The sequence below is a fragment of the Pseudooceanicola sp. NS-SX9 genome (assembly GCF_057380705.1).
This window is the reverse complement of record NZ_CM170818.1, coordinates 2,982,646-3,002,470: the sequence shown is the minus strand read 5'-3', so window position 1 is coordinate 3,002,470 and position 19,825 is coordinate 2,982,646. Positions and strand designations below refer to the sequence as shown.

20 protein-coding genes are annotated in these 19,825 nt (G+C 67.9%); 13 read left to right on the top strand and 7 right to left on the bottom strand.

Going from position 1 to position 19,825, the window contains the following annotated elements:
- Positions 1 to 79 precede the first annotated feature (79 nt).
- The 3 genes from rsmI to gshB all read left to right on the top strand — a co-directional run bounded on the left by rsmI (position 80) and on the right by gshB (position 2,341).
- Positions 80 to 940 (top strand): 16S rRNA (cytidine(1402)-2'-O)-methyltransferase, encoded by an 861-nt coding sequence (rsmI, locus tag AC2ITM_RS14255; protein ID WP_486467292.1) that lies wholly within the window; start codon positions 80 to 82, stop codon positions 938 to 940.
- The gene (locus AC2ITM_RS14250; protein WP_486467291.1) at positions 940 to 1,335 is read left to right on the top strand and encodes a YraN family protein; all 396 of its coding nucleotides are present in this window, start codon (positions 940 to 942) and stop codon (positions 1,333 to 1,335) included. Before rsmI ends, AC2ITM_RS14250 begins: the two co-directional genes overlap by 1 nt.
- Before the next feature lie 70 nt (positions 1,336 to 1,405).
- Positions 1,406 to 2,341, top strand: a complete 936-nt coding sequence (gshB, locus tag AC2ITM_RS14245) for a glutathione synthase (RefSeq protein ID WP_486467290.1) — start codon at positions 1,406 to 1,408, stop codon at positions 2,339 to 2,341.
- Here the strand turns inward: gshB and AC2ITM_RS14240 are convergent.
- From AC2ITM_RS14240 to AC2ITM_RS14225, 4 genes are all read right to left on the bottom strand, one after another.
- Entirely contained in the window at positions 2,338 to 3,840 is a 1,503-nt protein-coding gene (locus tag AC2ITM_RS14240; protein ID WP_486467289.1) for a YifB family Mg chelatase-like AAA ATPase, read from the bottom strand. The two genes, gshB and AC2ITM_RS14240, sit on opposite strands and share 4 nt — an antisense overlap.
- A 53-nt stretch (positions 3,841 to 3,893) precedes the next feature.
- The gene (locus AC2ITM_RS14235) at positions 3,894 to 4,595 is read right to left on the bottom strand and encodes a glutathione S-transferase (RefSeq protein ID WP_486467288.1); all 702 of its coding nucleotides are present in this window, start codon (positions 4,593 to 4,595) and stop codon (positions 3,894 to 3,896) included.
- 75 nt (positions 4,596 to 4,670) lie between these two features.
- Complete coding sequence (locus tag AC2ITM_RS14230) at positions 4,671 to 5,249, bottom strand: histidine phosphatase family protein (protein ID WP_486467287.1); 579 nt, start codon at positions 5,247 to 5,249, stop codon at positions 4,671 to 4,673.
- On the bottom strand, positions 5,246 to 5,758 hold the full coding sequence (locus AC2ITM_RS14225; RefSeq protein WP_486467286.1) for a bifunctional adenosylcobinamide kinase/adenosylcobinamide-phosphate guanylyltransferase: 513 nt from the start codon (positions 5,756 to 5,758) through the stop codon (positions 5,246 to 5,248). Before AC2ITM_RS14225 ends, AC2ITM_RS14230 begins: the two co-directional genes overlap by 4 nt.
- A gap of 122 nt (positions 5,759 to 5,880) precedes the next feature.
- Between AC2ITM_RS14225 and AC2ITM_RS14220 the strand changes: the two genes are divergently transcribed.
- The 5 genes from AC2ITM_RS14220 (at position 5,881) to AC2ITM_RS14200 (ending at position 11,692) form a co-directional block, all read left to right on the top strand.
- Positions 5,881 to 6,759, top strand: a complete 879-nt coding sequence (locus AC2ITM_RS14220) for an RNA polymerase factor sigma-32 (protein WP_486467285.1) — start codon at positions 5,881 to 5,883, stop codon at positions 6,757 to 6,759.
- Between the two features lie 174 nt (positions 6,760 to 6,933).
- Positions 6,934 to 8,127, top strand: a complete 1,194-nt coding sequence (gene coaBC / locus AC2ITM_RS14215) for a bifunctional phosphopantothenoylcysteine decarboxylase/phosphopantothenate--cysteine ligase CoaBC (protein WP_486467284.1) — start codon at positions 6,934 to 6,936, stop codon at positions 8,125 to 8,127.
- 41 nt (positions 8,128 to 8,168) lie between these two features.
- Complete coding sequence (gene dut, locus AC2ITM_RS14210; protein WP_486467283.1) at positions 8,169 to 8,630, top strand: dUTP diphosphatase; 462 nt, start codon at positions 8,169 to 8,171, stop codon at positions 8,628 to 8,630.
- A 3-nt stretch (positions 8,631 to 8,633) separates the two neighbouring features.
- Entirely contained in the window at positions 8,634 to 9,671 is a 1,038-nt protein-coding gene (locus AC2ITM_RS14205) for a HesA/MoeB/ThiF family protein (protein WP_486467282.1), read from the top strand.
- Entirely contained in the window at positions 9,671 to 11,692 is a 2,022-nt protein-coding gene (locus AC2ITM_RS14200; protein WP_486467281.1) for a M3 family metallopeptidase, read from the top strand. The genes AC2ITM_RS14205 and AC2ITM_RS14200 overlap by 1 nt, the downstream gene beginning before the upstream one ends.
- Positions 11,693 to 11,920: 228 nt before the next feature.
- On the opposite strand, the gene AC2ITM_RS14195 is transcribed toward AC2ITM_RS14200, so the two are convergent.
- The 3 genes from AC2ITM_RS14195 to AC2ITM_RS14185 form a co-directional block, all read right to left on the bottom strand.
- On the bottom strand, positions 11,921 to 13,426 hold the full coding sequence (locus AC2ITM_RS14195) for a KpsE/RkpR family capsule polysaccharide export protein (protein WP_486467280.1): 1,506 nt from the start codon (positions 13,424 to 13,426) through the stop codon (positions 11,921 to 11,923).
- Positions 13,410 to 14,063: an ABC transporter ATP-binding protein gene (locus tag AC2ITM_RS14190; RefSeq protein ID WP_486467279.1), complete on the bottom strand. Its 654-nt coding sequence runs from the start codon at positions 14,061 to 14,063 to the stop codon at positions 13,410 to 13,412. Before AC2ITM_RS14190 ends, AC2ITM_RS14195 begins: the two co-directional genes overlap by 17 nt.
- Before the next feature lie 210 nt (positions 14,064 to 14,273).
- The gene (locus AC2ITM_RS14185; protein ID WP_486467278.1) at positions 14,274 to 15,521 is read right to left on the bottom strand and encodes a Na+/H+ antiporter NhaA; all 1,248 of its coding nucleotides are present in this window, start codon (positions 15,519 to 15,521) and stop codon (positions 14,274 to 14,276) included.
- Positions 15,522 to 15,720: 199 nt separating this feature from the next.
- Between AC2ITM_RS14185 and AC2ITM_RS14180 the strand changes: the two genes are divergently transcribed.
- The 5 genes from AC2ITM_RS14180 (at position 15,721) to AC2ITM_RS14160 (ending at position 19,808) form a co-directional block, all read left to right on the top strand.
- Positions 15,721 to 16,305 (top strand): uracil-DNA glycosylase family protein, encoded by a 585-nt coding sequence (locus AC2ITM_RS14180; protein WP_486467277.1) that lies wholly within the window; start codon positions 15,721 to 15,723, stop codon positions 16,303 to 16,305.
- Complete coding sequence (locus tag AC2ITM_RS14175) at positions 16,302 to 17,090, top strand: SseB family protein (RefSeq protein WP_486467276.1); 789 nt, start codon at positions 16,302 to 16,304, stop codon at positions 17,088 to 17,090. Before AC2ITM_RS14180 ends, AC2ITM_RS14175 begins: the two co-directional genes overlap by 4 nt.
- A 209-nt stretch (positions 17,091 to 17,299) precedes the next feature.
- Positions 17,300 to 18,547: a lipoprotein-releasing ABC transporter permease subunit gene (locus AC2ITM_RS14170; RefSeq protein ID WP_486469441.1), complete on the top strand. Its 1,248-nt coding sequence runs from the start codon at positions 17,300 to 17,302 to the stop codon at positions 18,545 to 18,547.
- Positions 18,540 to 19,217 (top strand): ABC transporter ATP-binding protein, encoded by a 678-nt coding sequence (locus tag AC2ITM_RS14165; RefSeq protein WP_486467275.1) that lies wholly within the window; start codon positions 18,540 to 18,542, stop codon positions 19,215 to 19,217. Before AC2ITM_RS14170 ends, AC2ITM_RS14165 begins: the two co-directional genes overlap by 8 nt.
- 96 nt (positions 19,218 to 19,313) lie before the next feature.
- Complete coding sequence (locus AC2ITM_RS14160) at positions 19,314 to 19,808, top strand: outer membrane protein (RefSeq protein ID WP_486467274.1); 495 nt, start codon at positions 19,314 to 19,316, stop codon at positions 19,806 to 19,808.
- Positions 19,809 to 19,825 lie beyond the last annotated feature (17 nt).

Below are 19,825 nucleotides of genomic sequence, written 5' to 3'. Positions count from 1 at the left end.
GGAAACTCGCGATCGGCGGGAACCGGCCTGTTTTTTGTGGCGAACCAGATAATAAGTCCATCCATCGAAGGGTCCAGCGATGAATGCCGAAAAGCGCGAGCTGCCGCCAGGCCTCTACCTCGTGGCGGTGCCGATCGGCACTGCCCGCGACATCACCCTGAGGGCGCTCGACATCCTCGCCTCGGCCGAGGTGCTGGCGGCCGAGGACACGCGATCACTGCGCAGGCTCCTTGATATACACGGGATTGCCCTGGGCGACAGGCCGCTGCTGGCCTACCACGACCACAGCGCCGAAAAGGTCCGCGAGCGCCTGATGCGCGAGATCGCCGACGGGCGGTCCGTCGCCTATGCCTCCGAGGCCGGCACGCCGCTGATCGCCGATCCGGGCTTCGAGCTGGCCCGAGACCTGCGCGCCGAGGGCGCCTATGTCACCACCGCGCCGGGTGCCTCGGCGGTGATCACCGCGCTGACGCTGGCGGGGCTGCCCACCGACCGCTTCCATTTCGCAGGCTTCCTGCCGGCTGCCGACGGCGCCCGCAAGACCGCCCTGCTGGAACTGAAGGACGTGCGCGCCACGCTGGTTCTCTACGAATCTCCCAACCGCGTCGCTCAGACCCTGGAAGCCGCCGCCGAGATCCTGGGTGCCGAGCGTCCCGCCGCGCTCTGCCGCGAGCTGACCAAGCGCTTCGAGGAAGTGCGCCGCGGCTCTCTGGCCGAACTGGCGCAGGGCTGCCACGACGATCCGCCGCGCGGCGAGATCGTTTTGCTGGTGGATCGGGGAAATTCGGAAACCGTTAGCGAATCTGACCTAGAGTCCCAGCTGAAGGCGGCGCTGCTGGTGTCGTCGGTGCGCGATGCCGCCGACGAAATGGCCGCCAAGTTCAACCTGCCGCGCCGCAAGGTTTATCAGATGGCGCTGAAACTGGGGGAAACCGGGTAATGGCACAGCTTCTTCGGTTCGAAGCCATGGACAGCGACCAGCGCCGCGGGCACCGGGCGCATGTCGCGGGGCAGGCGGCCGAAGACTGCGTGGCACGCCACCTGGAACGGCAGGGCGCCCGCGTGCTGGAGCGCCGCTGGCGCGGTCCCGGCGCCGAGATCGACCTGATCGTGGAACAGGCGGGCGTGCTGGTTTTCATCGAGGTCAAGGCAAGCCGCGATTTCGATGCGGCGGCGCGCCTGGTCCGCTGGGACCAGATGCACCGGATCTTCCGCGCGGCTGAAATCTATGCCGCCCGGTTGGGGGGCTGGCCGCCCGAGATGCGCATCGACGTGGCGCTGGTCGACGGCCAGGGCGCGGTGCAGCTGCTTGAGAATGTCTCGATGGCGGCCTGAGCCGCCATTGCACCCCGGCGCCGGATCGGTCATCACCTGCGGGTGACGCTATTCCAGGAGGCCCGGTGCCATGAAAATTGCCTTTCAGATGGACCCGATCGGCGCGGTCAACATCAACGCCGACAGTACCTTCCGCCTGGCGGAGGAAGCCCAGGCGCGGGGCCATGAGCTGTTCTACTACACCCCCGACATGCTGAGCTTCCGCGAGGGGCGGGTGATGGCGCGTGGCCAGTCGTTGCAGGTGCAGCGCGTGCAGGGCAGCCACGCGATCCTGGGCGAGATGACCGATGTGGACCTGGCGGATTTCGACGTGGTCTGGCTGCGCCAGGACCCGCCCTTCGACATGTTCTACATCACCACGACCCACCTGCTGGAGCGGATCCATCCGAAGACCCTGGTGGTCAACGATCCGTTCTGGGTGCGCAATTCGCCCGAGAAGCTGCTGGTGCTGAACTTCCCGCAGCTGACGCCGCCCACCACCATCGCGCGCGATCTGGCGACCATCCGGGCCTTCAAGGACAAGCACGGCGATGTCATCCTGAAGCCGCTTTACGGCAATGGCGGGGCGGGCGTGTTCCGGTTGGATGCGAATGACCGCAACCTGTCGTCGCTGCATGAACTGTTCACCGGTTTCTCGCGCGAGCCGCTGATCGTGCAGAAATACCTGCCCGCCGTGACCCAGGGCGACAAGCGGGTGATCCTGGTCGATGGCGAGGTCGTGGGCGCGATCAACCGCGTGCCGGCTGCTGGCGAGACGCGCTCGAACATGCATGTGGGCGGGCGCCCCGAGAAGGTCGAGCTGACCGCGCGAGACCGCGAGATCTGCGCCACCATCGGCCCGGTGCTGAAGGAAAAGGGCCAGGTCTTCGTCGGCATCGACGTGATCGGCGACTACCTGACCGAGATCAACGTGACCTCGCCCACCGGCATCCAGGAGCTGGAGCGTTTCGACGGCATCAACGTCGCCGCGATGATCTGGGAAGCCATCGAGGCCAAGCGCGCCTAACCCTGCAGGGTGGTGATGCGAAAGCCGATGGCCTCGGCGACATGGGGGCGGCGCACGGTGTCGCTGCCCTCAAGATCCGCGATGGTGCGGGCCACCCGCATCAGCCGGTGATAGCCGCGCGGCGACAGGCCGAAACGTTCGCCCGCCCGGCGCAGCAGGGTGCGCCCCTCGTCATCGGGGGTGGCGAAACGGTCGAGGGCTGCGCCCTGCAGATCGGCGTTCAGCAGCCCCGCGCCCAGCCGCCCGGCCTGCCGGGCGCGGGCGGCGGTGACGCGGGCGCGCACGCTGGCCGAATGCTCGCCGCTCGCCGGGCGGTCAAGCTCGTCAAAGCTGACTTCCGGGACCTCCAGCCGCAGGTCGATGCGATCAAGCAGCGGCCCCGAAATCCGGCCGAGGTATTTCTGACCGCAGAGCGGCGCCTGGCCACAGGCTCGCCCCGCATCCGCCAGGTGGCCGCAGCGGCAGGGATTGGCCGCCGCCACCAGCAGCACCCGCGCGGGATAGCGCACATGCGCCTGGGCGCGCGAGACAAAGATCTCTCCGTTTTCAAGGGGTTCGCGCAGCTGGTCCAAAACGGCGGGGGCAAATTCCGCCATCTCGTCCAGAAACAGCACGCCATTGTGCGCCAGGCTGATCGCGCCGGGGCCGGCATTGCGCCCGCCGCCGACGATCGCGGGGGCCGAGGCGCCGTGGTGCGGCTGCTCGAATGGCCGCTGGTGGCACAGCCCTTCGCCCGACAGCCGCCCGGCGACCGAATGCACCATCGAAGTTTCCAGCATTTCGCGCGCTGAAAGTGGCGGCAGGATGCCGGGCAGGCACTTGGCCAGCATGGATTTTCCGGCCCCCGGCGGGCCGATCATCAGCAGGTGGTGGCGCCCGGCGGCGGCGATTTCCAGCGCGCGACGGGCCCGTTCATGGCCGCGCACCTGCGACAGGTCGTGCAGGGGGGGGGCTTCGGGGCTCAGCCGGGCCTCGGCATTGGGCAGCAGGGCGCGGCCGGTCAGGTGGCGCACCAGTTCCATCAGGGTGGGCACGCCGACAACGCGGGTGTCCTCGACCCAGGCGGCCTCGGGGGCGCAGCCTTCGGGACACAGCAGCATCCGCCCCTCGGTTGCGGCATTGACGGCGGCGGGCAGGGCGCCCGCGACCTTGACCAGCCGCCCGTCCAGCGACAGCTCGCCCAGCGAGGTCAGGTCCGCTGCAACATCCGCCGGGATGACCTCCATCGCGCCCAGCATTGCCAGGGCGATCGGCAGGTCGTAATGGCTGCCCGCCTTCGGCATGTCGGCGGGCGAGAGGTTGATGGTGAAGCGTTTCGTCGGCAGTGCGATGCGCATCGCCGAAAGGGCGGCGCGCACGCGTTCCTTCGCCTCGCTGACGGATTTGTCGGGCAGACCGACGATGGCGACCCCGGGCAGACCCGCGCCCAGGGCGCACTGGACTTCGACAGGGGCGGCCTCGGCCCCCTGGAAGGCGACGGTATAGGTGCGCAGGACCATGGTTTCCCCCCAAGGATCACCTCAGGGGTACGCTGGCCATGGTTACGCCTTGGTTAATTCGCAGGGGCCGACAGGGGATCCGGCCAGGCGGTGGTGGGCAGGTCCAGGGCATAGGGGACGGGATCGTAGCTGCGCGTCAGGCCAAGCGCACGCCATTGCCGGAAGGCGGGGTCCGCCAGCGTCGTTTCGACATAGGCGGCCACGTGATCGGGCACGTCCAACCCATAGCCCGCGATCCGCGCCGCGACCGGGGCGTAGAAGCAATCGGCCAGCGAATAGCGCCCCAGCAACCATGGGCCGTCAGCGCCGTAAAGGCCGCGCGCATGGGCGAACAGCGCCGAGATCCGGTCCAGATCCGCCTGCACCGCGGCCGAGGGCTGGAACCCCTCGTAACGATACAGCAGCTGCATCGGGCAGGCGCTGCGCAGCGCGCCGAAGCCTGCGTGCATCTCGGCCGAAAGCCACCGCGCCAGCGCCCGCGCCCCGGGATCGGCGGGCCACAGACCGGCCTCGGGGTGGCGTTCGGCCAGGGTTTCCGCAATGGCCAGCGTTTCACCGATCACGTGGCCCTCGGGGGTGCGCAGCACCGGCACCAGGCGCGCGGGGTAAAGCGGCGCCATGGTTTCAGCCATGCCCTTGCCGTAAAGTTCGGCCAGGGTGACCTTTACGGCAAGGCCGAATTTCTCGAACATCAGCCAGCCGCGCAGGGACCAGCTGGAAAAGGCACGGTCGGCGATGAAAAGCTCGTAGGTCATGGGAGGTCTCCGGATGAGGGCAGGGGCAGTCTAGCGCGCGGCGCGGGATTTCCTCATGACGATTTGACGCGCAGGCTATTCCGGGCGGTGATTGATCCAGGGCGCGGCGGGCGGCGCGCTGCGGTAATCGAGGCAGGTGACCGAGAGCGGTTCGATCGGCTGCGACAGGACCTCGGCCGGGGTGCAGCCGCGGAACCGGGCCAGGCAGGACAGGATCACCGCGAAATGCGCCACCACGATCAGGTCGTCTTCGGGGGCCATCAGCGCCTGCAGGCCCGCCTGCACCCGCGCGGCCATCTGGTTCCAGCTTTCGCCGTTCGGCGGCGCGACATCGCCCGGCTCGCTCCAGTAGCGGCGCGACAGCTCGGGGTGTTCGGCGTCGATCTCGGCGAAGGGTTTCAGTTCCCAGTCGCCGAAGTGGATCTCGCGCAGCAGGGGGGCGTCGGGCAGGCGCAGCCGCCCGGGGCCGGCCAGCGCATCGGCCGTCGCCCGCGTCCGCGACAGGTCCGAAGAGACAAGGCGCGCCCGTTCCGGCAGAAAATCGCTGAGGGCCTGCACGCGGGCCGTGTCCGACAGGTCGGCAGGCAGGTCGGACCAGCCCACCATGGCCTTGGCATGGGTCGGCCCGTGACGCACCAGGAACAGGCGGCTCATGGCAGTTTCCCCTTGAGGACATTGGGCAATCCGGCGACCACCTGGACCGCCACATCGGCGTGCCGCGCCAGCGCGATATTGAGGCGCCCCTGCGCCTCGCGGAACTGCCGGGCAAGGGCGTTTTCCGGCACGATCCCCTGTCCGACCTCGTTCGTGACCGTCACCACCGGGGCCCGGTGCGACGCGATGGATGAGAGAAGATCCGCCTGCGCCTTCGACAGATCGCTGCCGGCCTCCATATGGTTGAACAGCCACATGGTGGCGCAGTCGAACAGCACCGGCAGGTCGCCGCCCAGGGCGGGGGCCAGATCCAGGGGCGTTTCGACCAGCTGCCAACTGGCGCCGCGACGTGCCGCGTGAAGGTCTATTTTCGCTTGCATCTCAGCGTCATAGGCCCGGCCGGTGGCGACATAGAGGCGTTTCGGACCAAGCGCCATGACCAGATCTTCGGCGAACTCGGACTTGCCCGAGGCCGCACCGCCGAGGACCAGGATGTGCCGTGGGTGCATTTTTTTCTCCTGCGCGGGGGAACTTTTTGGGGGGCTCGCGCGTCTTGTGTGCAGAGGTCCGCAAAGAAACAAGCCCGGTGGTGGGGCGGATCGGACCTCTCAGGTTATTTCAGGGGGTATTGATGTCCTTTTCCGACACGCAGACCAGCACTTTCGCCCGCAGCGTCATGAAGGCCGAACTTCTCGACGCGGAAACCGAGTTGAAACTGGCCTATGCGTGGCGGGACGAGCGTGACACCGCCGCCCTGCACCGGCTGGTGACGGCCTATATGCGGCTGGCGATCTCGATGGCGGCGAAATACCGTCGCTACGGCGCGCCGATGAACGATCTGATCCAGGAGGCGGGGCTGGGCCTGATGAAGGCCGCGGACAAGTTCGACCCCGACCGCGGCGTGCGCTTTTCGACCTATGCGGTGTGGTGGATCAAGGCCAGCATCCAGGATTACGTGATGCGCAACTGGTCGATGGTGCGCACCGGGTCGACCTCGTCCCAGAAATCGCTGTTCTTCAACATGCGCCGCGTCCAGGCCCGCCTGGAACGCGAGGCGCTGTCGCGCGGCGAGAACCTGGATACCCACCAGCTGCAGCAGATGATCGCCACCGAAGTGGGCGTGCCGCTGCGCGACGTGGAAATGATGGCGGGCCGCCTGTCGGGGTCCGATTTCTCGCTGAACGCCACGCAATCGAGCGACGAAGACGGCCGCGAATGGATCGAGACCATCGAGGATGACAGCGTTCATGCCGCCGAGCAGGTCTCGGAGGATCATGACCGCCGGGCGCTGCGCGGCTGGCTGATGGGCGCCATGTCCGAGCTGAACGACCGCGAGCGCCTGATCGTGCGCGAACGCAAGCTGCGCGAGGATCCCCGCACGCTGGAAAGCTTGGGGGCCGAGCTGGGCCTGTCGAAGGAACGGGTCCGCCAGCTGGAGGCCGCCGCCTTCACCAAGATGCGCCGCTCGCTGCAGGCGCGTTCCTTCGAGGCCGAGGCCCTGCTGCACTGAGCAGGGGCCATGGCCGCGACCTGGCGGCCAAGGGCAGGCGGTGGCGGGGCTTGCCGTTTTCGCTTTGGTGCCCGCTTCGTCCCTGATGTCCTGTCCCTGTCTGGCTGTCCCTGCCTGCTTGTCCCTGCCTGCCGGGGGCACTAGTCTTCGCCCCAGACCTGAAGGGGGACGAAGATGCTGGCAGGCAAGCGCATTCTGCTGATCATCGGTGGCGGGATCGCCGCCTTCAAGATGCCCGAGCTGATCCGGGGGCTGCGTCGCCAGGGCGCCGCCGTGACCCCCGTGCTGACCGAGGCCGCCAGCCAGTTCGTCACGCCGCTGACGATCTCGGCACTGGCGGGTGAAAAGGTCTATACCTCCCTGTTCGATCTGACGGCCGAGGCCGAGATGGGCCATATCCAGCTGTCGCGGGTGGCCGATCTGGTGGTCGTGGCGCCCGCGACCGCCGATCTGATGGCGAAGATGGCGCATGGGATGGCCGATGACATGGCCTCGACCCTGCTCTTGGCGACCGACACGCCGGTGCTGATCGCGCCGGCGATGAACGTGCGGATGTGGCAGCACCCGGCGACACAGCGCAACATCGCGACGCTGAAGGGCGATGGCGTGGCCTTTGCGGGCCCCGTCGATGGCGACATGGCCTGTGGCGAATATGGCCCCGGCCGGATGGTCGAACCCGCTGATATCCTTGAGGCGATCACCGCCCGGCTGAAGGCCGGTCCGCTGGCGGGCAAGCGGGTGCTGGTGACGTCCGGGCCCACGCATGAACCCATCGACCCGGTGCGATACATCGCCAACCGGTCCTCGGGGGCGCAGGGCACGGCGATCGCGCGGGCGCTCATGGGACTGGGGGCAGATGTGGTCTTTGTCACCGGCCCGGCCGATGTGCCGCCGCCCGAGGGGGTGGAGCTGGTGCGGGTGGAAAGCGCCCGCCAGATGTTGGAGGCGGTCGAGGCCGCGCTGCCTGCCGATGCCGCGATCTTTGCCGCCGCCGTGGCCGACTGGCGGGTCAGTTCCGCGTCGCAGTCGAAGATCAAGAAACAGGCCGGGGCGCTGCCGGTGCTGACATTCGCAGAAAATCCCGACATCCTGGCCACCGTGTCGCAGATGGGGGTGGGGCGGCCCGGGCTGGTCGTGGGCTTTGCCGCCGAGACCGATGATGTCGAGGCCAATGCGGCTGCGAAACGCCTGCGCAAGGGCTGCGACTGGATCGTCGCCAATGACGTCAGCCCGGCGACTGGGATCATGGGCGGGACGGAGAATGCCGTGGTGATCCTGTCGGACGACGGCGCCGAGCGCTGGCCGCGCATGAGCAAGGACCTGGTGGCGCGGCGCCTGGCCGAACGGGTGGCGCTGGCGCTGGCGTGACGACATTTCCGCCTCCGGCGGGCATATTTAAGGAAAGATGAATGCAAGACGTTGGGATCCGGGTGATCTGGGACGAGGGCGCCGACCGGGCGCTTGGGCTGCCGCGGTACGAGACCGCGGGGGCTGCGGGGGCCGATCTGCGGGCTAACTTTGCCGATCGCGGGTCGGTGACGCTGGCGCCGGGAGCGCGGGCGCTGGTGCCGACGGGGCTGCGGATCGCCATTCCCGAGGGGTTCGAGGTGCAGGTGCGGCCGCGCTCCGGGTTGGCGCTGAAGCACGGGATCACCCTGCCGAATGCGCCCGGCACCATCGACAGCGATTATCGCGGGCCGCTGGGGGTGATCGTGATGAATGCGGGCAGTGAGCCCTTCACCATCGCCCATGGCGACCGCATCGCGCAGATGCTGGTGGCGCCGGTCTGGCGGGCCGTTTTCGAGGTGGTCGAGACGCTGGAGGATACCGCGCGCGGCGCGGGTGGTTTCGGTTCGACCGGGCGGGGCTGAACCATGGGCTGGCTGCTTTTGGCACTGATGCTGCTGTGGATCGCGGGGGGGCGTTTCGGCGTTTCCGTGCGGGCGCGCAGTGTCATGCTGGCGGCGGTCTGGCTGCTGGTGCTTCTGGCGCTGCTGCCGGGGGCGTCTCCGCTGCGGGTGGGGTTCGGCGGCGGGCCCTTGCCCTGGGCGCTGGTGGGGGCGGTCGTTGCCCTGGTGCTGGCCTACCGGCAGGGGCTGGCGGTGCTGCGGGCGCGGGCGGTGGCGCCAGAACCCGCTGAACGGCCGCTGTTCGAAGAAGCCGAACTGGAACGCTACGCCCGCCACATCATCCTGAGGGAGCTGGGCGGGCCGGGCCAGAGGAAGCTGAAGCAGGCGAAGGTGCTGGTGATCGGGGCCGGGGGGCTGGGATCGCCCGCGCTGCTGTATCTGGCCGGGGCCGGGGTGGGCACCATCGGGGTGATCGACGCCGATGTCGTCGACAATTCCAACCTGCAGCGCCAGGTGATCCACCGCGATGCCGATATCGGCACGCCCAAGGTCACCTCGGCCGCGCGGGCCATGGCGGCGCTGAACCCCTTCATCACCGTCCATCCCCACCCGGAACGTTTCGAGGGGACGCGCGCCGCCGATCTGGTCGCCGCCTATGACATCATCCTGGACGGCACCGACAATTTCGAGACCCGCTATCTGGCGAACCGCCTGTGTGTGGAGGCGGCCAAGCCGCTGGTCTCGGGCGCGCTGGCGCAGTGGGAGGGGCAGCTTTCGGTCTTCCATCCCGCCCGCGGAACCCCATGTTACCAATGCATCTTCCCCGAGGCCCCGGCGCCCGGGCTGGCGCCGTCGTGTTCCGTGGCGGGCGTGCTGTCGCCCCTGCCGGGGGTCGTGGGCGCGATGATGGCGGTGGAAACCGTCAAGCTGATCGCGGGCACCGGCGCGCCCCTGGCGGGCGAGATGCTGATCTATGACGCGCTCTGGGGGGAAACCCGCAAGATCGCCCTGAAACCCCGCCCGGACTGTCCGGTCTGCGGCACCCATGCAAAGGTGAGCTGATGACGAACCCGCTTCTGGCCGACTGGAACACCCCCTTCGACCTGCCGCCCTTCGACCGGATCCGCGACGAGGATTTCGCCCCCGCGCTGGAGATCGCCCTGGCCGAGCATAATGCCGAGATCCAGGCGATCGCGGAAAACCCCGAAGCGCCGAGCTTTGCCAACACGATCCTGGCGCTGGAAGGCGCGGGCGAGGCGCTGGAAAAGGTGCTCTCGCCCTTCTACGCGCTGGCCGGCGCCGACAGCACGCCCGCGCGCGAGGCCCTGCAGAGGGAGTTCTCGCCCCGGCTTTCGGCGCATTTCTCGGACATTACCGCCAACAAGGCGCTGTTTGCCCGCGTCGCCACCCTGTGGGAGGCCCGCGAGACCCTGGGCCTGACGCCGGACGAGGCGCGGGTGCTGTATCTCTCGCATCGCGGCTTCATCCGCTCGGGTGCGGCGCTGGAGGGGGGCGAGGCCGCCCGCATGAAGCAGATCATGGGGAGTCTGGCAGAGCTTGGCACCCAGTTCACCCAGAACCTGCTGGCGGATGAACGCGACTGGTTCATGGAGGTGTCCGAGGATCAGATGCAGGGTCTGCCGGGCTGGCTGAAGGATGCCGCGCGCGCGGCTGGCGAAGAGCGCGGCAAGGGGGCGGTGATCACCCTGTCGCGCTCGCTGATCGTGCCGTTCCTGCAATCGTCCCCGGACCGGGCCCTGCGCGAAAAGGCCTTCACCGCCTGGGCCGCGCGCGGCGAGATGGGCGGCGCCACCGACAACCGCGCCGCCGTGGCCGAGATCCTGAAGCTGCGCGAGGAACGCGCCAAGCTGCTGGGCTACGCCAATTTCGCGGCCTTCAAGCTGGAGACCGAGATGGCCGGCACGCCCGAACGCGTGCGCGATCTGCTGATGCAGGTCTGGACACCCGCCCGCGCCGCCGCGCTGGCGGACCAGGAGGCGATGGCGCCCATGCTGGCCGCCGATGGCCACAACGGCCCCTTCAGGCCCTGGGACTGGCGCTACTACGCGCAAAAGCGCCGCAAGGCCCTGCACGACGTCGACGAGACCGAACTGAAGCCCTATCTGCAGCTAGACCGGATGATCGAAGCCGCCTTCGACTGCGCCCATCGCCTGTTTGGGCTGAACTTTGCCCCGGTCGATCTGAAGGGCTATCATCCCGATTGCCGGCTGTGGGAGGTGACCCGCGACGGCCGGCACGTGGCGCTCTTCATCGGGGATTATTTCGCCCGCGGCTCGAAACGCTCGGGGGCCTGGTGCTCGGCCATCCGCGCGCAGGCGAAGCTGCCGCGGGTCCAGGCCCCGATCGTCGTCAATGTCTGCAACTTCACCAAGCCCCCCGCGGGCGAGGCGGCGCTGCTGTCCTATGACGATGCGCGCACGCTCTTCCACGAGTTCGGCCATGCGCTGCACCAGATGCTCTCGGACGTGACCTTCGAGCGCGTCTCGGGCACCTCGGTGTCGCGCGATTTCGTGGAGCTGCCCTCGCAGCTTTACGAGCACTGGCTGGAAGTGCCGGAGGTGCTGCAACGCTTTGCCACCCATGTCGAAACCGGCGAGGCGATGCCGCAGGAGATGCTGCAGAAAGTTCTGGGGGCGGCGACCTTTGACATGGGCTTCCAGACGGTGGAATACGTGGCCTCGGCCCTGGTGGACCTGGAGTTCCACGATGGCGCGGCGCCGGCCGATCCGATGGCACGCCAGGCCGGGATCCTCTCGGACATCGGAATGCCAGAGGCGATCGTGATGCGCCACGCCACGCCGCATTTCGCCCATGTGTTTTCGGGCGACGGCTATTCCTCGGGTTATTACAGCTACATGTGGTCCGAGGTGATGGATGCCGACGCCTTCGCGGCCTTCGAGGAAAAGGGCGATGCCTTCGATCTCGACACCGCCCGCGCGCTGGAACAGGACATCCTGTCGAAAGGCGGTTCCGAAGAGGCCGACGTCCTCTACACCCGCTTCCGCGGCCGGATGCCCGGACCCGAGGCGCTGCTGCGCGGCCGGGGTCTCGCTGCCCGTTGAACGGGGAAAGGTCCGGGCCCGGCATCGAGCCGGAACCGGACCTGCCGTCTCCTGTCGGAGCCGGCCGCCCCCGCGCGAAACGTGTTCCCTGTCATCTGGCCATAAATACTCCGGGGGTGAATTGAGCCGCAGGCTCAAGAGGGGGCAGAGCCCCCTGCCTTCCCCCCCTGACGCTGCCGCCGTCCCCGTGGCAAGCGGTCCGACCGCCGCCCGGGGTGCCGTCCTGCCTCAGCTGGACACCTGCTCCCGCAGGATCGCCGAGGTCAGCGAGATCATCAGATAGGCCCCTGACAGCACCAGCATCACCAGCAGCGTGTCCTCGAAGGCGCGCGGGTAGCTTGGGCTCTGTGGCATGACGGGCCGCACCGATGTTGTCAGGTAGCGCACCTGGCGGCTGGCCTCCAGCGAGGCCTGCTTTTCGTTCTCCAGCGCCGATTGCAGGAACATGTCCATCGTCGCCAGATCCGCCTGCGCCATCTGCACCTGCACCGTCGTTTCCGCGAGAGAGCTCTTGTCCGCCTGCACCTGGGTCATCCGTGCGTTCAGCTGGCCCAGCATGTCGTTCAGCCGCGTGATGTCGGCCTCGATCCCCGAGACGCGCGCCATGTTCGGTCGCAGGTTGTCCAGCAGCGCCTCCTTCTGCAGCTGCTTGTCCTGGATCTGGACCTCGACCGTGCTGATCTGGCCCCGCAGGCTGGCCACCACCGCCGCAGGGTCCAGCAGCGTCCCCTCCTGCAGGCGCACCAGCCGCTCCTGCGCGGCACGGCGTTCGTCACGGGCCTCGGTCAGGCTCTTCTCGGCCGAGGCCATGGCATCGGCGCGCTTGCGCTGCGACAGCGTATCCACGCGCTCTTCGGCGTAGTGGATCAGGTGGGTCGCGAAGGCCTCTGCCAGTCCGGGATCGGCGGCCGAGACCTCCATCCGGATCAGCCCCTCGCTCGGGTCATAGCCGATCTGAACGCGCTTCTTGTAGACGCCGTAGGCCTGTTCGTTGGTGGCATCCGCCGGCATCCGCTGGATCGGGTCGATCCAACTTTGCGCGAAATGCTGGCGGAACCCCAGATCGGCATCAAGGCGCAGCATCGCATCCATCGACTGCAGGTAGGCCTGGACCGAGATGCTGTCCTGGTTGGTGGCAAACTGGGTGCCCGCGAACAGCCCCCCCAGCGGGCCGGTGGCGGCATCGGCCTGCAGGATCACGAATTCCGCCTTGGTGGCGTACATCGGCGTGGCGATGCGGTAATAGTAATAGCCCGCCAGCAGCGTCGGCAGGAAGATGAAGACCGTCAGCCGCGCGATCAGCTGGGCCGAGCGCCGCCGCCGCCGCCGGGCGATGTCGCGGCGGATGTCGATGATCTGCCGCTCGCGCCGTTCCGAGGGCGTCAGCCCCCGGGCCGGCAGATGCTCGTCCGCGGGCACGACCGAACCGGCGGCGTCTTCGGCCAGCGGCTCCAGCGCACTGTCGGCCGAGAACGGATCGATTCCCTCGGCCCGCAGCATCCGCACCGCATCCTGGTCCGAGCGCGGCTCCATCCCGTGTTTCTGCGCCTTGCGCCGTGCCATGCGCAGCTGGCGGCCGGTCAGCCCCTCGGCTTCGGCGGCATCGGGGGGCAGGGCATCCTCTGCGGGCAGCGGTGGGACGTCCGGCAGGCCCTGTGGCGTGTCGTCGGCCAGAAGCGCCTCGACCGCGCCCTGGGGACGGCGGAAGCGGTAGCGTTCAACCCTTGTAGTCATATAGCCTGCGCGCCTCTTCCAGGGTGTCGAACAGATGCAGCTGGCCATCGCGCAGCACGGCGGCCTCGCGGACGTATTTCTCCAGCGTGCGGGGGCTGTGCGAGACGATGATGATTGTGGTGCGGTCCAGCCGCTCGCGCAGGATGTCGCCGGCCTTGCGGTTGAATTCCACGTCGCCGGTACCGGGCATCCCCTCGTCGATCAGGTAGATGTCGAATTCCAGCGCCAGCAGCAGCGCAAAGCTGAACCGCGACCGCATCCCCGAGGAATAGCTGGCCAGCGGCCGGTCGAAATATTCCCCCAGATCGCACAGCCAGCGGCAGAAGGCCTCGACATAGTCGGGATCCAGCCCGTAGATGCGCGCGATGTAACGGGAATTCTCGACCGCCGAGTGCTTGTTGGTGATACCGCCCATGAAGCCCAGCGGGAACGAGATGTTGCAGCTGCGGCGGATCTCGCCCTCGTCGGGTTTTTCCAGACCGGCCATCATGTTGACCAGCGTCGTCTTGCCGGTGCCATTGGGCGCCAGGATGCCCAGGGAATGGCCCAGCTCGACCCGGAAGCTGGCCCGGTCCAGGATCACCTTGCGATGGCTGCCCGTCCAGAAGGACTTGGAGACCGCTTCGAATTCAAGCATGGCGTGGCGAACCCTCCCCCTCGGCGCACGTGGCTTGCAGACTTGGTTAACCCTCTAAGGTTGCAACTTTGTTTATCAAAGCACGTTATAAGTATGTCCGAGTGGAAGAGCTTTGGCCATCCTGTTTCGAATGCCGGATCAGAAGGGGCGCAGCAGAAAGGGCGCAGCCGTCCGGCCGCGCCCTTTGAAGGATTGTCTGGGGAAGGGGCCTTAGCCTTCGACCTTCTGCACCCGGCACAGCACCCCCGCCACGATCGACACAATCGCCGCGGCAAAGCTGAACAGGGCGCCCATCTTGGCGGCATCCTGCACGTCGCCGCCCGGGAAGGCGACCGAGGCGACGAACAGCGACACGGTAAAGCCGATCGCCGCCACGCAGCCCACCACGAACAGGTCGATGGTGCGCATCCCCTGTGGCAGGCCCAGCCGCAGCAGGTGCGCGCCGACGATGCCGAAAATCGTGATGCCCAGCGGCTTGCCGATCAACAGGCCCGCCATGACCAGCCAGGTGGGTTCGGAAATCGCGTTGAACTCGACCCCGGCGTTCATCAGGCCGAAGAAGAACAGCACGATCTCGACCGGGTGCTTCAGCCCGTGCTCGATATGGTTCAGCAGGTCGGTCAGGTACTGCTCGGCCTCCGAGAAGAAGCCAAAGGCGCGGTCGGCATGGGGGATCGTCGGCACGATCGGCAGCAGGCCGAGCGCCGGGTGGATGCCCGCCTTCATGAAGCCGTACCAGCTGAAGCAGCCGGCGATCAGATAGGGCCAAAAGCCCAGCCGGTCGCGCACCCAGGTGGAATTCGGCCGGTCCTGGTTGTGCTTGTCCATGCGGCGGGGCAGGTGGTTGAACAGGAAGAACACCAGCAGCGCCGCCGCCAGCGACAGCAGCAGCCATTCCGGCGCCAGCGCGCTGGAGGGATAGAAGATCGCCAGGATGATCAGCCCGCCCGCATCATCGGCGATGGCCAGCAGCAGCAGGAAGCGCACCGCCGGGTGGCCCGCGCCGAAAACCAGCCGCCCCACCAGGTAGGAAAACGCGATATCGGTCGCCGCCGGGATCGCCCAGCCGTTCTTCACCGCGCTGAACGTGTCGGACCCCAGCACCAGCGCCAGCCCCAGATAGACCGCGATCGGCCCCAGCATCCCGCCGGCGGTGGCAAACAGCGGCGTCGCCGCCTTCTTGCCCCGCAGCGATCCCTCCTCCAGGATCACCGCTTCCCAGACTTCCTTGGCCGCGATGGCAAAGAAGAAGGCCATCAGCATGTCGTTGATCAGGTAGTGCAGCGTCAGGACGCGGTGGCCGTCCTCGTAGGCTCCGATCGGGGCGTTGTCCCAGATCACCATGTGCACGAAATGGTGGTAGTGGTCGGGGTCGACATTCGCCCAGACCAGCGCGATCACCGCGCCGATGATCAGCAGCAGCGAATAGTTTGTGATGAAACTCCAGACGCGGTACATGCGGCCTTGATCCCCTGTCCCTTTGGCTCTTTTGCCCTTGGGGGTTAAGGGATTTGCCGGGGGACGGCAACCGCCCGGGGCCGCCGGACGGCCGGTTCCCGCAAGGTCGCGCAACCACAGGGCCAGGGGTGCCGAGCGCTGCAGCTTCCGCGCGACCCCGGGGCTTGCGCCCGCCCCGTCCTGCCCACAGATTGCGCAGATGCAAGCGCTTCTCGATGATCTGCGGGCCTGCCGCCTCTGCGCCGCGCGCTTTGCCGCGACGCGCACCCGCCATGCCCCCGCGCCGGTGGTCTGGCTGGACCCGCGCGCCCGCATCCTGATCGCGGGCCAGGCTCCGGGGCTGCAGGCGCATGAGCGTCAGCGCCCCTTCGACGACCGCTCGGGCGACCGGCTGCGCGACTGGATGGGGGTCGGTCGCGACGATTTCTACGACCTGGCGCGGATGGCCTTCCTGCCCACGGCCTTCTGTTTCCCGGGATATGACGCGAAGGGGTCCGACCTGCCGCCGCCGCCGCTTTGTGCCCGGACCTGGCACGCGGCCCTGCTGGCAGGGCTGCCGAACCTGCGGCTTCGGCTGCTGATCGGTGCCCATGCGCAGCGCCTGCACCTTGGCCGCCGCCTGCCGCTCAGCGAAACCGTGGCAGGCTGGCGCGACCATCTTCCCGGCACGATCCCCTTGCCTCATCCCTCCTGGCGCAATACGGCATGGCTGCGCCGCAACCCCTGGTTCGAAACGGACCTCCTCCCGGTGCTGCGCGCCGAGGTACGAAAGGCGATGGAATGAGCGAAACCACCCCCCTGGATCTGGCCCATGCGGCCATGGACGGCGCCCCCGAGGACGACGCCGCCCGCCTGCGCTTCTACGAGCGCCTCGCCGACAGCGAGCTCTTCCTGCTGCTGGGCGCCGAGGCCACCGGCGACAATGCCACGCCCGAACTCTTCCCCGTCGAGGACGTGACCTTCGTGCTGCTCTTCGACCGAGAGGAACGCCTGGCGGCCTTCACCGGGCGCATCTCGCCCTATGTGGCGCTTTCGGGGCGCGCGGTGGTCGAACAGCTGGCGGGGCAGGGCGTGGGCCTTGCGGTCAACCTCGACACCCCTTCCGCGATCCTCATCCCCCCCGAGGCCGTCTCCTGGCTGGCCGAGACCATCGGCCATGCCCCCGAAGAGGTCGAGGCCCAGATCGAGGCCTTCCACCCGCCGCACGGCCTGCCCGAAACCCTGATCACCGCGCTCGACACGAAACTCGCCATGGCCGCAGGCCTTGCCGATTGCGCCTTCCTTGCCGGGACCGAGGACGACAAGGGCCGCCGCTCGCATATGCTGGCCTTCATCGACGCGGTGCCGGGCGCCGAGGGGGCGCTCGCCAAGGCCGCCTCCGAGGCCCTCACCTTCTCCGGCATCGAGGCGGGGCAGATGGATGTGGGCTTCTTCCGCGCCTCCGACGTGCATTCCGGGGCGCTCGCGCGCGTCGGCCTGCGCTTCGACCTCCCCGAGGCGCTGAAGCCGCAGGAAATCACCCGCATCGCCCCCGGCTCGGATCCGGCAAAGCCGCCGATCCTGCGCTAGGCGGCCTCCCGCGCCCTCACGACAAGGTGCGGGCGCGCGGCCTTCCGCATTTTCTTGTTCTGAAATACCTCCGCCGGAGGCCTGGCGCCCGCAAGGGCGCCAGTTCCCGCGTGCCCTTGACCCCCCGGGCCAACCGCCCCACCTTCCGCCCGGCAACAACGAGGAACCCCGACGTGAGCAGCGCCCCCCCGTTTTCCCGCTACGAATGGATGATTGCCTGGCGCTACCTGCGCGCCCGCCGGGCCGAGGGCGGCGTCTCCGTGATGACCTGGATCTCGCTGATCGGCATCGCGCTGGCCGTCTTCGCGCTGATCGCGACGCTGGCGGTGCGCGAAGGCTTCCGCGCCGAATTCGTCGACACGATCCTGGGCGCCAACGCCCATGTCACGATCTACAATTCCGGCGAGGTCGACCCCAATGGCCGCCTGAACCGCGCCATCACCGACTACACCCAGGAGGCCGAGGCGATCGCCAAGGTCCCCGGCGTCACCCGCGCGGCGCCGCTGATCAAGGGCCAGATCATGGCCACCGCCAACGGCCGTAACGCCGGGATCGAGGTCTTCGGCATCACCGCCAAGGACCTTGCCGCGATCCCGCGCATCGCCCATGCCGACAAGTCCTGGGGCGATTTCGCCGATTTCGACAAGGGCGTGGCGATCGGCTCGGGCGTGGCGCAGGAACTGGGCGTGCAGGTCGGCGACCAGATCCGGCTGATCTCTCCCGAAGGGGTCAAGACGCCCTTCGGCACCTCGCCGCGGGTGAAGAACTACGAAGTCACCTACATCTTCACCGCCGGGCGCTACGACATCGACCGCACCCGCCTCTACATGCCCTTCGCCGAGGCCCAGTCCTATTTCAACCGCGAAGGCACCGCCGACGAGATCGAGGTGATGACCGCCGATCCCGACCACGTGGAAGCCATCGTTCCCGCGCTGCTGAAGGCCGCCGGCGACCGCGCCCTGGCCTGGACCTGGCGCGATGCCAACGGATCCTTCCTGAACGCGCTGACGGTCGAGGACAACGTGATGTTCGTCATCCTGTCGATCCTGGTGCTGATCGCCTCGATGAACATCGTCTCGGGGCTGATCATGCTGGTCAAGAACAAGGGCCGCGACATCGGCATCCTGCGCACCATGGGCCTGACCGAGGGCGCGGTGCTGCGCGTCTTCTTCATCTGCGGCGCCTTCACCGGGCTGATCGGCACGGCGGTGGGGGTGATCCTGGGCTGCCTGTTCGCGATCTGGATCGACCCGATCTTCTCGGTGGTGAACTACCTTTCGGGCGGCGGCGTCTGGGATCCCTCGATCCGCGGCATCTACCATCTGCCCGCCAAGCTGCAGCTGCGCGACGTGGTCTCCTCGGTCTGCCTGTCCCTCGGCCTCTCCTTCGGGGTCACCATCTTCCCGGCCCGCCGTGCGGCCCGCATGAACCCCGTGGAGGCGCTGCGCTATGAATAATCCCGTCCTGACCCTTCAGGCGCTCTCGAAGGGCTACAACCACGGCCAGCCGAACGAGATCACGGTGCTGCGCGATGCCGATCTGACCGTCCATGCCGGAGAGGTCGTGGCCCTGGTCGCGCCCTCGGGCTCGGGCAAGTCGACGCTGCTGCACATCGCCGGGCTGCTGGATCAGCCCGACAGCGGCAAGGTGCTGATTTCGGACGAGGACGTCACCGGCCTGAATGACCGCCGCCGCACCGCGATCCGGCGCGACAAGGTGGGCTTTGTCTACCAGTTCCACCACCTGCTGCCGGAGTTTTCCGCCGAGGAAAACATCGTTCTGCCGCAGCTGGCGGCCGGCCAGTCCCGCAGTGCCGCCCGCGCCCGCGCCGCCGCCCTGCTGGAGACCGTCGGCCTGACCGCCCGTGCCAGCCACCGTCCGGCGGAACTGTCGGGCGGGGAACAGCAGCGCGTCGCCTTCTGCCGGGCGCTGGCCAATGGTCCGGCGTTGCTGTTGGCGGATGAACCCACCGGCAACCTTGATCCCGGCACCTCGGAGCTGGTCTTTGCCGCGCTGCTGACGCTGGTGCGCACCGAAGGCCTGGCCGCCCTGATCGCCACCCACAACCTGGAGCTTGCCGCCCGCATGGACCGCCAGGTCCGGCTGGAGGGCGGCGCAATCTGGTGACAATTTTCGCGGTTCCCTGACCTCGGGTCACTTTTTCACGAAACTTTCAACCCTGTCGTGTGTTATAAAGACATGATGACAGGGAACCGCGCCAGAATGATCGCTCGTGCTGCCCCGCTCTCCGGGGCCCTGGTTCTTATTTGTTGCGCCCCTTTGCAGGCGCTGGATCGCTGGGATGGGGCCTATATCGGCGGCAACATGGCGCTGGTTCTCGACAGCGACGATTCGTCCATCCGCAGCCTGCATCTGGGCTATCGCCAGTCCTATGGCGGTGCCGTCACCGGGGCCGAGCTGGAACTGTCGAACACCGATATCGGCACCACCCATGGCGACATCCGGCATCTGGATCATCTGAAGCTGTCGCTGGGCACCGGCGACAACCAGCTGCTGTACTACGTCACCGGGGGCATTGCCGTGGCGCGGGGATCTTTCGGAACCCAGACCGGGGGCGTGCTGGGGCTGGGTTTTGACTATGCCTGGAACCGCCACCTGTCGCTGGGGGCCGAGATCCTGCACCACGAACTGCGCGACCTGGAAAAGGGCGGCGGTGGTATTTCGACCCTCACTGCCCGGGTCTCCTGGCGCTTCTGAACCAGAGCTGTGGGTGA

What these genes read in the sequence shown, in the direction of transcription:
- AC2ITM_RS14200 (WP_486467281.1), top strand. Translation starts at nt 9,671, where the DNA reads ATGACGAACCCGCTTCTGGCCGACTGGAACACCCCCTTCGACCTGCCG.
- AC2ITM_RS14195 (WP_486467280.1), bottom strand. Translation starts at nt 13,426, where the DNA reads ATGACTACAAGGGTTGAACGCTACCGCTTCCGCCGTCCCCAGGGCGCG.
- dut (WP_486467283.1), top strand. Translation starts at nt 8,169, where the DNA reads ATGCAAGACGTTGGGATCCGGGTGATCTGGGACGAGGGCGCCGACCGG.
- AC2ITM_RS14250 (WP_486467291.1), top strand. Translation starts at nt 940, where the DNA reads ATGGCACAGCTTCTTCGGTTCGAAGCCATGGACAGCGACCAGCGCCGC.
- rsmI (WP_486467292.1), top strand. Translation starts at nt 80, where the DNA reads ATGAATGCCGAAAAGCGCGAGCTGCCGCCAGGCCTCTACCTCGTGGCG.
- AC2ITM_RS14160 (WP_486467274.1), top strand. Translation starts at nt 19,314, where the DNA reads ATGATCGCTCGTGCTGCCCCGCTCTCCGGGGCCCTGGTTCTTATTTGT.
- AC2ITM_RS14205 (WP_486467282.1), top strand. Translation starts at nt 8,634, where the DNA reads ATGGGCTGGCTGCTTTTGGCACTGATGCTGCTGTGGATCGCGGGGGGG.
- AC2ITM_RS14165 (WP_486467275.1), top strand. Translation starts at nt 18,540, where the DNA reads ATGAATAATCCCGTCCTGACCCTTCAGGCGCTCTCGAAGGGCTACAAC.
- AC2ITM_RS14225 (WP_486467286.1), bottom strand. Translation starts at nt 5,758, where the DNA reads ATGCACCCACGGCACATCCTGGTCCTCGGCGGTGCGGCCTCGGGCAAG.
- AC2ITM_RS14235 (WP_486467288.1), bottom strand. Translation starts at nt 4,595, where the DNA reads ATGACCTACGAGCTTTTCATCGCCGACCGTGCCTTTTCCAGCTGGTCC.
- gshB (WP_486467290.1), top strand. Translation starts at nt 1,406, where the DNA reads ATGAAAATTGCCTTTCAGATGGACCCGATCGGCGCGGTCAACATCAAC.
- AC2ITM_RS14190 (WP_486467279.1), bottom strand. Translation starts at nt 14,063, where the DNA reads ATGCTTGAATTCGAAGCGGTCTCCAAGTCCTTCTGGACGGGCAGCCAT.
- AC2ITM_RS14180 (WP_486467277.1), top strand. Translation starts at nt 15,721, where the DNA reads ATGCAAGCGCTTCTCGATGATCTGCGGGCCTGCCGCCTCTGCGCCGCG.
- AC2ITM_RS14240 (WP_486467289.1), bottom strand. Translation starts at nt 3,840, where the DNA reads ATGGTCCTGCGCACCTATACCGTCGCCTTCCAGGGGGCCGAGGCCGCC.
- AC2ITM_RS14170 (WP_486469441.1), top strand. Translation starts at nt 17,300, where the DNA reads ATGATTGCCTGGCGCTACCTGCGCGCCCGCCGGGCCGAGGGCGGCGTC.
- AC2ITM_RS14175 (WP_486467276.1), top strand. Translation starts at nt 16,302, where the DNA reads ATGAGCGAAACCACCCCCCTGGATCTGGCCCATGCGGCCATGGACGGC.
- AC2ITM_RS14230 (WP_486467287.1), bottom strand. Translation starts at nt 5,249, where the DNA reads ATGAGCCGCCTGTTCCTGGTGCGTCACGGGCCGACCCATGCCAAGGCC.
- AC2ITM_RS14220 (WP_486467285.1), top strand. Translation starts at nt 5,881, where the DNA reads ATGTCCTTTTCCGACACGCAGACCAGCACTTTCGCCCGCAGCGTCATG.
- coaBC (WP_486467284.1), top strand. Translation starts at nt 6,934, where the DNA reads ATGCTGGCAGGCAAGCGCATTCTGCTGATCATCGGTGGCGGGATCGCC.
- AC2ITM_RS14185 (WP_486467278.1), bottom strand. Translation starts at nt 15,521, where the DNA reads ATGTACCGCGTCTGGAGTTTCATCACAAACTATTCGCTGCTGCTGATC.